Origin of the sequence: Streptomyces sp. NPDC049813, from assembly GCF_044465085.1 — a bacterium.
GTDB lineage: Bacteria > Actinomycetota > Actinomycetes > Streptomycetales > Streptomycetaceae > Streptomyces.
Map to the genome: position 1 here is coordinate 25386 of NZ_JBITLI010000001.1, position 14208 is coordinate 39593.

Genomic DNA, 14208 nt, shown 5'->3' on the forward strand with positions numbered 1-14208 from the left:
CTGCGGGTGACCCGGCGTCGGAGGAGCGCCCGCCCGCCGCTGCTGCCGGTGACCCGGCGTCCGAGGAGCCGGCACCCGCCGTTGGGTATCTGGCGTCCGACGGGCGGCCATCCGCCGTTGCTGCCACAGATCCGGCGTCCGATGGGCATGCATCCGCCGCTGCTGCCGGTCGCCCTGCGACCGAGGAGCCACTGCCGTCCGTCGGCCATCCGGTGTCCGAGGAACGCCCGCCCGCTGCTGCTGCCACCCAGCCGGCCTCCGAGGGGCGGCAGCCGGCGACCACCCGTCCGGCTCTGCGCGCCTGGGCCGAACTCCTGCGGCTGCCCGCCCTGTTCACCGTCCCCGGTGACGCCCTCGCGGGCGCCGCGGCCGCCGGAGCGCGGCCCGGCCGCGGCACGGCCCTCGCCCTCTCCTCCTCCCTGTGCCTGTACGAGGCGGGCATGGCCCTCAACGACTGGGCGGACCGCGACGAGGACGCCGTCGACCGCCCGCACCGCCCGATCCCGTCCGGCCGGATCCGGCCCGGCGCGGCCCTCGCGGCAGCCGGCGCGTTCACCGCTGCGGGCCTCGGTCTCGCCTTCGCCGCGGGCCGCACGGCGGGAACGCTCGGCACCGCGCTCGCCGCGACGGTCTGGGCGTACGACCTAGGCCTGAAACGCACCCCCGCGGGCCCCCTCGCGATGGGCGCGGCCCGGGGCCTGGACCTCCTCATGGGAGCGGCGGCCTCCCATGATGCTGCCGTCCGCTCGGGCGGCCGGGATTCCGGTGCCCCGGGCCGGGGCACCGGGCCCCTGCGCGGTGTGAGCGGGTGGCTCGGTGCCCGGGCCGGTCGGGACGCGGGTAGCTTGCGCCGCGCGGGCGGGTTGCCCGGAGCCGCAGGCCGAGTCGTGCGCCCTCTGCTCCGCGCGAGTGGGCCGCTTGGAGTCGCGGACCGAGTGGTGGCCCCCCTGCGTCGCGCGGGCGGGCCGCTTGGAGTCGCGGACCGAGTCGTGCGTCCTCTGCGTCGCGCGGGCGGGCCGCTTGGAGTCGCGGACCGCGTCGTGCGTCCTCTGCGTCGCGCGGGCGGGCCGCTTGGAGTCGCGGACCGAGTCGTGCGCCCTCTGCGTCGCGCGGGCGGGCCGCTCGGAGTCGCGGACCGAGTCGTGCGTCCCCTGCGCCGCGCGAGCGGGCCCCTCGGAGCCCCCGCCCGGGACAACGGCCCCCTGCGATCCGCCCTGCCCTCCGCGCTGGTCCTCGCCACCCACACCACCGCCGTCACCACCGTCTCCCGCAACGAGACGACCGGCGGCGCGCCCGCCGCCCCCGCCGCGGCGCTGGCCACCACCGCCGTGCTGACCGGGCACCTCCTCAGACTCCCGGCGGGCCGAGGCGCCGCAGCCCCCCTCGGCCTGCCGGGTCCCACCGCCTACGCCGGCACCACGCTCGTCCCCCTCTTCCACGCCGTCCTCAACCCCTCCCCACCCCTGACGCAGAGGGCCGTCGGCGCCGGGATCCGCGCCATGATCCCGCTCCAGGCAGCCCTCACCGCCCGGGCGGGAGCCCCCCGGACCGCTCTGGCCACCGCGGCCCTCGCCCCCCTCGCCCGCCGCTTCGCGAAGAAGGTGAGCGTCACATGAGCCCGCACCAGCCGCCCACCGCCCCCCGCTGGGGCTACGGCACCAACGGCCTCACCGATCTCCGCCTCGACGACGCCCTCGCCCTCCTCGCCGACCTCGGCTACGACGGCGTCGGTCTCACCCTCGACCACATGCATCTCGACCCCCTCGCCCCGGACCTCGCGGAACGCACCCGGCACGTCGCCCACCTCCTGGACCGGTACCACCTCACGGCCACCGTGGAGACCGGCGCCCGCTACGTCCTCGACCCGCGCCGCAAACACGGCCCCTCCCTCCTCGACCCCGACCCGGACGCCCGCGCGGCCCGCGCCCGCCTCCTCGTCCGGGCCGTCCAGGTCGCCGCCGACCTGGGTGCCCACGCGGTGCACTGTTTCAGCGGCGTCCTGCCGCCCGGCGTCGACGCGGACACCGGGTGGAAGCGGCTCGCCGACGAACTCGGCCCGGTCGTCGACGCCGCCACCGACGCCGGAGTGCCCCTCGCGATCGAACCCGAGCCCGGTCACCTCCTGGGCGACCTCGCCGACTTCCACCAGCTCCGCCAGGCCCTCGGCAGCCCCGAAGCCCTTGGACTCACCCTCGACATCGGGCACTGCCAGTGCCTGGAGCCGCAGTCGCCGGCCGACTGTGTGCGGGCGGCGGCGCCCTGGCTGCGGCACGTGCAGATCGAGGACATGCGCCGGGGCGTGCACGAGCACCTTCCGTTCGGGGAGGGGGAGATCGACTTCCCGCCGGTGCTCGACGCCCTGGCCGCCACCGGTTACCGGGGGCTGACCGTGGTGGAACTGCCCCGGCACTCCCACGCCGGGCCCGAACTGGCCGCCCACTCCCTGGAGTTCCTGCGGACAGCAGCACGAGGAGGCCGCGCATGACCAGGCCCACCACCATCGCCGAACTCCGCGCCCACCTCGACGCCACCCTCACCCCGGCCGCCCGCGCCTGGCTCGACCAGGCCCTGGCCGAGGCGGTGGCCCACCCCGGAGGCCGCGACGAAAACCCCCCGCCCACCTGGGAGGTGCGGTTCGCGGAGGCGGGCCGCAGGGCGGGCCTGGAGCACGCCGACACCGCCCGGGTCGTGCTGCTGCACGCGGCCCGCGCCGAGCCGGCGACCCTGTCCCGCCTGTACGCGCAGGGCACGGCCGCTGAGCGCCGGGCCGTTCTGACCGCGCTGCCGCACCTGGTCACCGGTGCGGAGTGCCTGCCGCTGGTCGAGGACGCGCTGCGTACGAACGACACCACGCTGGTGGCGGCGGCCGTCGGCCCGTACGCGGCCGCGCATCTGCCCGACCATGACTGGCGGCACGCGGTCCTGAAGTGCCTGTTCATCGGCGTTCCTGTCGACGCCGTCGCCGAACTGCCGCGGCGCGCCGACGGAGACACCGAACTCGCCCGGATGCTAGGCGACTTCGCCCAGGAACGTACCGCCGCGGGCCGCCCCGTCCCCGAGGACCTGCACCGTGTGCTGACCCGCACGGCACCCGCGAAGAAGGAGGCCTGATGCGCATCTTCGACCCGCACATCCATATGACGTCGCGTACCACCGACGACTACGAGGCGATGTACGCGGCCGGGGTGCGTGCCCTGGTCGAGCCCGCATTCTGGCTGGGCCAGCCCCGTACCTCGCCCGCGTCCTTCTTCGACTATTTCGATGCGCTGCTGGGCTGGGAGCCGTTCCGTGCCGCGCAGTACGGCATCGCGCATCACTGCACGATCGCGCTGAACCCGAAGGAGGCCAACGACCCGCGCTGCACCCCGGTCCTGGAGGCCCTGCCCCGCTACCTGGCCAAGGACAACGTGGTCGCGGTGGGGGAGATCGGCTACGACTCCATGACCCCGGCCGAGGACAGCGCGCTGGCCACACAACTGCAACTCGCCGCCGAGCACGGCCTGCCCGCGCTGGTACACACCCCGCACCGCGACAAGCTCGCCGGGCTGCGCCGCACCCTGGACGTCGTCCGTGAGTCGGCGCTGCCCGTCGAGCACGTCCTCATCGACCACCTGAACGAGACCACGGTGAAGGACGCCAAGGACGCCGGGGCGTGGCTGGGGTTCTCCGTCTATCCCGACACCAAGATGGACGAGGACCGGATGGTGGAGATCCTTCGCCTCTACGGTCCGGAGAAGGTGCTGGTCAACTCGGCCGCGGACTGGGGCAAGAGCGATCCGCTGAAGACGCGTAAGGTCGCCGACGCGATGCTGGCGGCCGGTTTCTCGGAGGATGACGTGGAGGGGGTGCTGTGGCGTAATCCGGTGGCGTTCTACGGGCTGAGCGGGCGTCTGCAGCTGGACGCGCTCATGCCGCCAAAGGCGACGCACGAGGGCAACTCCATCCTGCGTGGGGGAGCGTGAGGCGTGCGGTTCCGGCATCCGGACGGGTCCACCGTCCACCTCGCGTACTGCACGAACGTGCATCCCGCCGAGACCCTCGACGGGGTCCTCGCCCAACTCCGCGACCACTGCGAACCCGTCCGCAAACGCCTCGGCCGCGACCGCCTCGGCATCGGCCTGTGGCTCGCCAAGAACGCGGCCCGCTCCCTGGCCACCGACCCGGCGGCGCTGCGCGGACTGCGCGCGGAACTGGACCGGCGCGGCCTGGAAGTCGTCACCCTCAACGGCTTCCCCTATGAGGGGTTCGGCGCCACCGAGGTCAAGTACCGCGTCTATCAGCCGGACTGGGCCGACCCCGAGCGACTGACCCACACCATCGAGCTGGCCCGGCTGCTCGCCGCCCTGCTCCCCGCCGACGTCACCGAGGGCACGATCTCGACCCTGCCGCTCGCCTGGCGCACCGCCTACGACGAGCAGCGCGCCGACACCGCCCGCGCCGCCCTCGTCACCCTCGCCGAACGTCTCGACGCCCTGGAGGAGCTGACCGGCCGGTCCGTCCGTGTCGGTCTCGAACCCGAACCCGGCTGCACGATCGAGACCACCGCCGACGCCCTCGCCCCGCTCACCGCCGTGGGCCGCACCGACCGCATCGGCCTCTGCCTCGACACCTGCCACCTCGCCACCTCCTTCGAGGACCCCGACACCGCGCTCGACGGTCTCGCCGCCGCCGGCGTCCCCGTCGTCAAATCGCAACTCTCCGCCGCCCTGCACGCCGAACACCCCCATCTCCCCGACGTCCGCGAGGCGCTCGCCGCCTTCGACGAACCCCGCTTCCTCCATCAGACCCGCGCCCGCACCGCCGATGGCCTGCACGGCACCGATGACCTCGGCCCCGCCCTGCGGGGCGCCGCCCTGCCGGACAGCGCACCCTGGCGCGCTCACTTCCACGTCCCCCTGCACGCGGCGCCCGCCGCACCGCTCACCTCCACGCTGCCCGTCCTGCGCTCCACGCTGGCCCGCCTCATGGGCGGGGCGCACCCGCTCACCGCCCATCTGGAGGTCGAGACCTACACCTGGCAGGCGCTCCCGCCCGAACTGCGGCCCCGGGCCCGGACCCAGCTCGCCGACGGCATCGCCGCCGAACTCGCCCTCGCCCGCGACCTGCTGACCGACCTCGGCCTCAAGGAGCTGCCATGACGCAGACCCGCCCCACCCCGCTCCTCGTCCTGGACGTCGTCGGCCTCACCCCCCGTCTCCTCGACCACATGCCGCACCTCAAATCCCTCGGTCAGTCAGGCTCCCGCGCCCCGCTCGGCACGGTCCTGCCCGCCGTCACCTGCGCCGCCCAGTCCACCTTCCTGACCGGCACCATGCCCGCCGAGCACGGCATCGTCGGGAACGGCTGGTACTTCCGCGAACTCGGCGACGTGCTGCTGTGGCGCCAGCACAACGGGCTCGTCTCCGGCGACAAACTCTGGGACGCCGCCCGTCGCGCCCACCCCGGCTACACCGTCGCCAACATCTGCTGGTGGTACGCCATGGGCGCCGACACCGACATCACCATCACCCCCCGTCCCGTCTACTACGCTGACGGCCGCAAGGAACCCGACTGCTATACCCGGCCCCCGGCCCTGCACGACGAACTCACCGAGAAACTCGGCACGTTCCCCCTCTTCCACTTCTGGGGCCCGGGCGCCGACATCGTCTCCAGCCAGTGGATCATCGACGCCACCCGGCACGTCATGGCGACCCGCCACCCCGACCTCACCCTGTGCTACCTCCCGCACCTCGACTACGACCTCCAGCGCTTCGGCCCCGACGACCCCCGCGCCCACCGGGCCGCCGCCGAGCTCGACACGGCCCTCGCTCCGCTCCTCGACGACGCCCGGGCCGAAGGACGCACCGTCGTCGCCCTCTCGGAGTACGGCATCACCCGCGCCGACCGGCCCGTCGACATCAACAGGGCGCTGCGCCGCGCCGGCCTCCTGGAGGTGCACACCCAGGACGGCATGGAGTACCTCGACCCGATGACCTCCCGGGCGTTCGCCGTCGCCGACCACCAGATCGCCCACGTCTACGTGCGCCGCCCCGAGGACCTCGACGCCACCCGCGCCGCCCTCGCCGACCTTCCCGGCATCGAGCAACTCCTGGACGACCAGGGCAAGAAGGACCAACACCTCGACCACCCGCGCGCCGGCGAACTCGTCGCGATCGCGGAACCCGACGCCTGGTTCACGTACTACTACTGGCTCGACGACGCCCACGCGCCCGACTTCGCGCAGCTGGTCGAGATCCACCGCAAACCCGGCTACGACCCGGTCGAACTGTTCATGGACCCCCTCGACCCGTACGTCAAGGTCAAGGCCGCGGGCGCGCTCGCCCGCAAGAAACTCGGCATGCGCTACCGCATGGCGGTCGTGCCGCTGGATCCCTCACCTATTCGCGGCAGCCACGGCCGCCTTCCCGCGAGCGACGACGAAGGTCCGCTCATCATCAGCTCCACCCCCCACGCACTTCCCGGCCGGGTCCCGGCCACCCAAGTGAAATCCCTGCTCCTCGATCTGGCGGGGCTGAGCTGACGCAGACCTCGGTCCACCCCGCCCCCGACCAGGACCGGTTACAGAGAGTGAAGCACACGACACTGGCGGCGCGCCAGTGGTTCCCGCACCGTTCACCCGCACGTCGAAGAGAGGCACCCGTGACCGACTTCCAGGACAACTCCGCCGGCGACGCCCTCAGACAGCGTCTCGGCATCGACCGCCGCCGCTTCCTCAGCACCTGCACCGCCGTCGCCGCGGGGGCGATCGCCGCACCCGTGTTCGGGGCCGCGCCGTCCTTCGCCCAGCCCTCCTCGGGCGGCGGCCACGGCCACGGTCACGACCATGACCACGGCCACGGCGGTCACGGCCGGGGCAGCGAGCTCGTGCCCGCGGACAAGCGCGGCATCATCCTCTACACCGTCCGTGACGCGACCGGCCGAGACCCGCTGACCACCGACCTCCCCTCCGGCTTCCGGGAGGTCTTCAAGGAGCTGGCCCGCTACGGGTACAAGCAGGTCGAGTTCGCGGGCTACGGCCAGCACGCGAACGCGCCCGGCGGCGCCAACCTCGAATCCGTCGCCGGTGCCAAGCTGCTGCGCTCCTGGCTGGACGAGTACGGCCTGCGCGCGCAGGGCAACCACGGCTTCATCCCGTCGTCGTGGCCGCTCAGCCAGGCCGACCTGGACACGTTCAAGAAGCACCTGGAGATCGCCAACATCCTCGGCATGGACCACATGGGCACCGGTGGCGACCCCACCAACAGCTCGTACAAGGCGGACTGGGACGTCGCCGCCGACAAGTGGAACGCGCTCGGCGCCATCGCCCGCAAGGCCGGCATCAAGCTCTACACCCACAACCACGACGCGGCCTACGGCTTCCTGCTCGACGGCGGTCCGCTCGACGACCAGGGCCGTCCCACCCGCAGCTCCGGCATCCGCAAGCTGGAGTACTTCCTCAAGGGCACCGACCCGCGGACGGTCTGGCTGGAGATGGACATCTTCTGGGCCCACGTCGCCCAGTACAAGTTCCACACGTACACCGCGCACGACGGCTCCCAGCGGGAGAAGGTCTTCGACCCGGCCGGACTCGTCGTCCGCCACAACAAGCGCTACCCGCTGTTCCACGCCAAGGACGGCACGCGCAACGAGACCAGCGGCGAGGGGTACGACATGGGCGTCTTCGGTGAGGGAGTCATCGACTACCGCACCTTCTTCAGCCGGGTCGGCGACAAGCACTACCACAACCCGATGGTCGAGCAGGACAACGCACCCAGCTCCACGGACCTCGGCCAGTCGCTGAGGTACGCGCGGACCGGGTACGACAACCTGGCGGCCCTGCGCAAGAAGCGCTGACCGCAAGCGGACTGAGAGGGGCCCGGCCATCAGGCCGGGCCCCTCTCAGTCCGCACCCGTCCCCCTAGGTGGCCGCGTCCCGCTCCCTTCCCGGCTGGCGCAGCAGCAGCGCGACCACGGCCGCCAGCATCGAGATCCCGCCCGCGAGCGCGTACGCCCCGTTGTAGCCCCACGCGGCGACCACCATCGAGCCGAGCCCGCCGCCGAAGAGGCCGCTGATGAGCTTGCCGCTGTAGACCAGCCCGTAATTGGTCGCGTTGTAGTTCTCGCCGAAATAGTCCGGGGTCAGCGCCGCGAACATCGGATAGAAGGCACCGCCGCCGAATCCCGACAAGAAAGCGAAGAACAGGAACAGCCATTCGCTGCGGACGTCGCCGGCCCAGATGACACCGAACTGGGCGAGCCCGAGGACGACGATCACGAAGACGAGACTCGACTTGCGGCCCAGAATGTCCGACAGCCACCCGACGACCGCGCGGCCGACGCCGTTGATGACGGCCATCACGCCCATCGAGGACGCCGCGACCAGGGGACCGAAGCCGACTTCCTTCGCGAAGTCCACCTGGAAGGAGATGCCGAAGATCGACACTCCCGCGGTCAGCACCAGACTGACCCACATCAGCGGCAGCATGCCCGTCCGGATGGCCTCCTTGGGGGTGTACTGGCGCACCGCGGGCGGATTCTTGGCGAGGCTCTTCTCGCTCTTGCCCGACCCCGACCTGTGCAGCGGATCGATCCCGGCCGGCCACCAGTTCTTCGGCGGGTCCTTGAAGAACGAGGCGGAGACGAGGACGACGATCAGGACGTAGACCCCGATCATGTCGAGCACCCGGTGGTAGTTCGACGTGTCGAAGCCGTAGTTGAAGATGAAGATGAACGGCAGGGACCCGTAGGCGAAGCCACCGTTCACGAATCCGGTCTTTCCGCCCTTCCGTTCCGGGAACCATTTTCCGACCATGTTGATGCAGGTCGCGTAGACCAGGCCGGAGCCCAGCCCACCGATGACGCCGAAGCCGAGGATCGCCAGCCACACATTGCTGAAGTGCGACAGGGCGAGGAATCCCAGCAGGCACATGAAGGCGCCGGTCATCGTGGCGCGCTTGGCCGTCAGGATCCCCTTCTCCCGCAGCCATCCGGCCGGGAAGGCGATACCCGCCTGGAAGAAGACCCAGATGCTGAGGATCCAGAAGGTGTTCGACTGCGTCCAGCCGTGCGCGCTGGACAGGGTGTCCTCAGCCGAGCCGTACGCGTACTCGGAGACGCTGATGGCCATCATCGCGACCCATGGCAGATACACCATGAACTTGCGCGAATGGCCGAGGATGTCGCGGTCCGTCTCTCCCACACGGTAGACGCGGCCGTTGTCGTCGGTGATCTCCCGGTATCTCGTGCCACGGGTCTGTCCGGTCTCACCTGCGGCGATGGGCTCCGCCGTCATATCAAGCCATCTCCTCACCGAGCGGTTGCGGATTGGGTTTCACGTCACGGGCCCTGGGCCTGCCGGGCGGCGACAGGAAGAGGGCGATGAAGCCGGCGAAGAACGAGATGCAGCCGGCCAGGACGAACGCGCCGGAGTGCCCCCAGGCGCCGACCACCACGGCGCCCATGCCGGCTCCGAGTCCGGAGACGAGCTTGGAGCTGTAGACCATGCCGTAGTTGGTCGCGTTGTTGTTCTCGCCGAAGTAGTCCGCGGTGAGGGCCGCGAACATCGGGAAGATGGCGCCGCCGCCGAATCCCGACACCGCGGAGAAGACCAGGAACAACGGCAGGTTCGCGGCCTGGGCCGACAGGAGGATGCCGAACTGGGCGGCGCCCAGGATGGCGCAGACCGCCAGCAGGCACTGCTTGCGGCCGTACCGGTCGGAGAGCCAGCCGATGACCCCGCGGCCGGTGCCGTTGACGATCGCCTTGAGCGACATCGCGGTGGCCACGATCCCGCCGGCGAAGCCCGCCTCCTCACCGATGTCGACCTGGAAGGCGATGCCGAAGATGTTCACCCCCGAGGTGCAGGCGAGACAGAACCACATCAGTGCGACCCGGCCCGTCTTCCACGCCTCCATGGGGGTGTACTGCTTGACGGCCGGCGGGTTCTTCTCCAGGGAGCGCCGCGCGCGCGGGTCGGCAGGCGGGTTGAGCGGATCGATGTGCGCGGGCCACCAGTTCTTCGGCGGGTCCCTGAAGAAGTACCCGGCACACGCCACCATCGCGGCGAGCAGCACCCCCACCGACAGCAGCACCCAGCGGAAGTTGGTCAGGTCCATGTAGCCGGTGAAGAGGAAGACGAAGGGCACCGAACCGTAGGCGAACCCGCCGTTGACGAAGCCGGTCTTGCCGCCCCGGCGCTCCGGATACCACTTGCCCACCATGTTGACGCAGGTCGCGTACACCATGCCGGCGCCCATGCCGCTGAGCACGCTGAAGCCGATGTAGGCGACGACGACGTGCGGTGCCAGGGCGAGCGACAGGTACCCCATGAAGGTGCCCGACGCGCCGATCATCATCGCCCAGCGGGCCGGCAGCCGGCCGCTCTCGCGCAGCCTGCCCGCGGGGAAGGCCACGGCGGCCTGGAAGAAGACCCAGACGGTCATCATCCAGAAGATGTGCAGGCTGTTCCAGTCGTGCGCGGTGTGCAGGGTGTCCTCGGCCGACGCGAACGCGTACTCGGCGGAGGAGATCCCCATCATGCCCACCCAGGGCAGGATCACCATCCACTTGCGGGTGCGGCCCATGATGTCGATGTCGGTCTCGCCGACCCGGTACACCCGGCCGTTGACGTCCGCCACCTCCCGGTACGGGACCGCGGCGGACAGCTCGGTGGTTGTCATGACGCTCGTACCCCTTGCGTCGAAAGATCTGGCCAGCGCCCCCTGTCCAAAATGCTTTCGTGCGCGCACGGGACCTGGGTCCGGCCGGCGCGCACCGCAGGCCGGACCCGCCTCGGGTCACCTCATCGACCGCCCCCCAACAGCCCCGCGGCCCGCGCCCACCGGTACTTCGCCCCGAGCACCGCCACCGGCCTCTCGGTCGTGTACGGGTAGGCGACCACGCCCCGCTCGAACAGGTACTGGCAGGCCTCCTCGACCTCGACGTCCCCGGCCAGCGACGCGACGACCGGCTTCTCCACGCCGCGCTCGCGGAACTCCGCGACGACGCGGGCCGTTACCTCCGCGAAGACCATGGGAGGGGTGACGATGGTGTGCCAGTAGCCGAGCACGAGCGCGTGGATGCGCGGATCCTCCAGGCCGAGCCGGATCGTCGCCTCGTACGTCGACGGCGGCTCGCCGCCCGTGATGTCGACGGGGTTGCCCGCGGCCCCGAAGGGCGGGATGAACCGCCGGAAGGCCGCGTCCAGGTCGGCCGGGATCTCCATCAGCCGCAGCCCGTTGTCCGTCACCGCGTCCGACAGCAGCACGCCGGAGCCGCCCGCGCCGGTGATGATCACGATGTTGTCGCCCCGCGGGGTGGGCAGCACGGGCAGCGCCCGCGCGTACTCCAGCATGTCGTTCAGGCCCGGGGCGCGGATGACCCCGGCCTGCCGCAGGATGTCGTCGTAGACCGCGTCGTCGCCGGCCAGCGCCCCGGTGTGCGATCCGGCGGCCCGCGCGCCCGCGGCGGTACGCCCCGCCTTCAGGACGACGACCGGCTTCTTCGGCACGGTCGCCCGGGCCGCGGCCACGAAGGCCCGCCCGTCCTTGAGGTCCTCCAGGTGCATGGCGATGCACCGCGTGTTCGGGTCCTCGCCGAACCAGGTCAGCAGGTCGTCCTCGTCCAGGTCCGACTTGTTGCCGAGGCCCACGATCGCCGAGACACCCGTCTTGGTGGTGCGGGCGAAGCCGAGGATCGCCATGCCGATGCCACCGGACTGCGAGGTGAGGGCGACGCCCCCCTTCACGTCGTAGGGCGTGCAGAAGGTGGCGCACAGGTCCTGCCACGTCGAGTAGTAGCCGTAGATGTTCGGACCAAGGAGTCGTACGCCGTACCGGGCGCCGATGGTCACGATCTCGTCCTGGAGCCCCTGCTCGCCGGTCTCCGCGAAGCCGGACGGAATGAGCACCGCGTTCGGGATGCCCTTGCGCCCCACCTCCTCCAAGGCCGCCGCCACGAACTTGGCGGGGATCGCGAAGACCGCCACATCCACCTCACCGGGGACGTCCGTGACACTCTTGTACGCCTTGCGGCCCAGGATGTCATCGGCCTTGGGGTTCACCGGATGGATCTCTCCGGAGAAGCCGCCGTCGACGAGGTTGCGCATGACGGAGTTGCCGATCTTGCCCGGCTCGTTCGACGCACCGATCACGGCGACCGAGCGCGGCTGCATGAGGCGCCGCATCGTCGCGAGGATCTCCTCGCGCGTGTACGTGGGCCGCGCGCGCGGCACGCCGTCGGCGAGCAGCACCCGGATGTCCGCGGCGACCGCGCCCTCCGGCGTGGCGATGACCGGATTGAGGTCCACCTCGGCGATCTCCGGGAAGTCCGTGACCAGGCGGGAGACCCGGCGGATCTGCTCGGCCAGCGCCCACCGGTCGACGCCGCGCGCCCCGCGCACCCCACGCAGCACCTCCGCCGCGCCGATGGAGTCGAGCATGCCGACCGCCTCGTCGGCGTCGACCGGGGCGAGCCGGAAGGTGACGTCCTTGAGCACCTCCACCAGCACGCCGCCGAGCCCGAAGGCGACGACCTTGCCAAAGGTCGGATCGGTCACCGCCCCGACGATGACCTCCTGCGAGTCCGCTCCCGTCGGCAGCAGCTCCTGCACCTGCACGCCTTCGATGCGGGCAGCGGGCGCGTACGCCCGCGCGTTCTCGACGATGCGGTGGAACGCGGCCCGTACGTCGCCGGCGCCCTGGACCCCGACGACGACGCCGCCCGCGTCGGTCTTGTGCAGGATGTCGGGGGAGACGATCTTCAGCACCACGGGCCCGCCGAAGCGGGCGGCGGCGGCCACCGCCCCGTCGACGTCGGTGGCCAGCTCCTCGCCGGGGACGGCGATCCCATACGCGTCGGCGATCACCTTCCCTTCCGGGGCGGTGAGCGCCGTGCGCCCCTCGGCCCGCACGGCGTCGAGCAGCGCGCGCACCCTCAGCTCACGGTCCTCGGCCATCACTCAGATCACCCCGTTCGACTTGAGAAGGCGCAACTCCTCGTCGCCGAGCCCGAGTTCGCCGACGAAGACCTCTTCGTTGTGCTGGCCGAGCAGTGGCGAACTGGTGACGTCGACCGGGGAGTCGGAGAGCTTGAGCGGGGAGCCGACCGTCCTGAAGGTGCCCCGCTGCGGGTGCTCGACCTCGACGACCATCTCGTTGGCGACGAGCGAGGCGTCCTCGATGATCTCCTTGGTGGACAGGATCGGGCCGCAGGGGATGTTGTGGGCGTTGAGCTGCTCCAGCACCACCCACTTGGGCAGCGTGGCCGACCACTCCTCGATCAGCTGGAACATCTTGCTGAGCCTGGGCAGCCGCGCCTCCGGCGTCGCCCACTCGGGGTCGTCGGCCAGCTCGGGCCGCCCGATCAGCCCGCTCAGCGGCCGCCAGCCCACCGGCTGCACGATCACGTACACGTAGTCGTTCGGTCCGCCGGGCGCGCACCGCACGGCCCACCCCGGCTGCCCGCCGCCCGAGGCGTTCCCGGAGCGCGGCACCTCGTCCCCGAAGTCCTCGTTCGGGTACTCGGCGAGCGGGCCGTGCGCCAGGCGCTGCTGGTCGCGCAGTTTGACCCGGCACAGGTTGAGCACCGCGTGCTGCATGGCCACGTTCACGCGCTGCCCGCGCCCGGTGCTCTCCCGCTGGAGCAGCGCGGCGAGGATGCCGGCCACCGCGTGGACGCCCGTACCGGAGTCGCCGATCTGCGCCCCGGTGGCGAGCGGCGGCCCGTCCTCGAAGCCGGTGGTCGCCATGGACCCGCCCATGGCCTGGGCCACGACCTCGTACGCCTTGAAGTTGGTGTACGGGCCCTCGCCGAAGCCCTTGATGGACGCGTACACGATCCGCGGGTTGATCTCCTGGATGCGGTCCCAGGTGAAGCCCATGCGGTCGACGGCGCCGGGGCCGAAGTTCTCGACCATCACGTCGGAGCGGCGGATCAGCTCGGTCAGCAGCTCCTTGCCGCGCTCCGACTTGGTGTTGAGGGTGATGCTCCGCTTGTTGCAGTTGAGCATCGTGAAGTAGAGGGAGTCGACGTCCGGGAGGTCGCGCAGCTGTTTGCGCGTGATGTCACCCGAGGGCGCCTCCAGCTTGACGACGTCCGCGCCGAGCCACGCCAGGAGCTGCGTGGCGGAGGGCCCCGACTGGACGTGGGTCATGTCGAGGACGCGGATGCCCTGGAGGGCCTTGGGCGCGACGGGTGTGCCGGTCGTGTCGGTCAGGTCGGTCATCGCGG

The 14208-nt window shown here is 71.5% G+C and carries 11 protein-coding genes; 7 read left to right on the forward strand and 4 right to left on the reverse strand.

Annotation, left to right across the window (positions count from 1 at the left end; translation table 11 throughout):
• The first annotated feature begins 212 nt into the window (after nt 1-212).
• From ACIBW6_RS00095 to ACIBW6_RS00125, 7 genes are all read left to right on the forward strand, one after another.
• Entirely contained in the window at nt 213-1616 is a 1404-nt protein-coding gene (locus ACIBW6_RS00095; protein WP_399054811.1) for a UbiA family prenyltransferase, read from the forward strand.
• Nucleotides 1613-2485 (forward strand): sugar phosphate isomerase/epimerase family protein, encoded by an 873-nt coding sequence (locus tag ACIBW6_RS00100; RefSeq protein WP_399054813.1) that lies wholly within the window; start codon nt 1613-1615, stop codon nt 2483-2485. The genes ACIBW6_RS00095 and ACIBW6_RS00100 overlap by 4 nt, the downstream gene beginning before the upstream one ends.
• Nucleotides 2482-3111: an EboA domain-containing protein gene (locus tag ACIBW6_RS00105; RefSeq protein WP_399054815.1), complete on the forward strand. Its 630-nt coding sequence runs from the start codon at nt 2482-2484 to the stop codon at nt 3109-3111. The genes ACIBW6_RS00100 and ACIBW6_RS00105 overlap by 4 nt, the downstream gene beginning before the upstream one ends.
• Nucleotides 3111-3962 carry a TatD family hydrolase gene (locus ACIBW6_RS00110; RefSeq protein WP_399054817.1) on the forward strand — a complete coding sequence of 284 codons (852 nt, stop codon included), beginning with the start codon at nt 3111-3113 and terminating at the stop codon, nt 3960-3962. The genes ACIBW6_RS00105 and ACIBW6_RS00110 overlap by 1 nt, the downstream gene beginning before the upstream one ends.
• Nucleotides 3963-3965: 3 nt before the next feature.
• Nucleotides 3966-5138 carry a metabolite traffic protein EboE gene (gene eboE / locus ACIBW6_RS00115; RefSeq protein WP_399054819.1) on the forward strand — a complete coding sequence of 391 codons (1173 nt, stop codon included), beginning with the start codon at nt 3966-3968 and terminating at the stop codon, nt 5136-5138.
• Nucleotides 5135-6520, forward strand: a complete 1386-nt coding sequence (locus ACIBW6_RS00120; protein WP_399054821.1) for a nucleotide pyrophosphatase/phosphodiesterase family protein — start codon at nt 5135-5137, stop codon at nt 6518-6520. The genes eboE and ACIBW6_RS00120 overlap by 4 nt, the downstream gene beginning before the upstream one ends.
• Before the next feature lie 119 nt (nt 6521-6639).
• Nucleotides 6640-7833 (forward strand): sugar phosphate isomerase/epimerase family protein, encoded by a 1194-nt coding sequence (locus ACIBW6_RS00125; protein ID WP_399054823.1) that lies wholly within the window; start codon nt 6640-6642, stop codon nt 7831-7833.
• Between the two features lie 64 nt (nt 7834-7897).
• Here ACIBW6_RS00125 and ACIBW6_RS00130 read toward each other — a convergent pair whose 3' ends face one another.
• The 4 genes from ACIBW6_RS00130 to frc all read right to left on the reverse strand — a co-directional run bounded on the left by ACIBW6_RS00130 (nt 7898) and on the right by frc (nt 14203).
• Complete coding sequence (locus tag ACIBW6_RS00130; RefSeq protein ID WP_399054825.1) at nt 7898-9271, reverse strand: OFA family MFS transporter; 1374 nt, start codon at nt 9269-9271, stop codon at nt 7898-7900.
• A gap of 1 nt (nt 9272) precedes the next feature.
• Entirely contained in the window at nt 9273-10658 is a 1386-nt protein-coding gene (locus ACIBW6_RS00135) for an OFA family MFS transporter (protein WP_399054827.1), read from the reverse strand.
• Between the two features lie 122 nt (nt 10659-10780).
• On the reverse strand, nt 10781-12934 hold the full coding sequence (locus tag ACIBW6_RS00140; RefSeq protein ID WP_399054829.1) for an acetate--CoA ligase family protein: 2154 nt from the start codon (nt 12932-12934) through the stop codon (nt 10781-10783).
• A gap of 3 nt (nt 12935-12937) precedes the next feature.
• On the reverse strand, nt 12938-14203 hold the full coding sequence (gene frc / locus ACIBW6_RS00145) for a formyl-CoA transferase (protein ID WP_399054831.1): 1266 nt from the start codon (nt 14201-14203) through the stop codon (nt 12938-12940).
• Between the last annotated feature and the right edge of the window lie 5 nt (nt 14204-14208).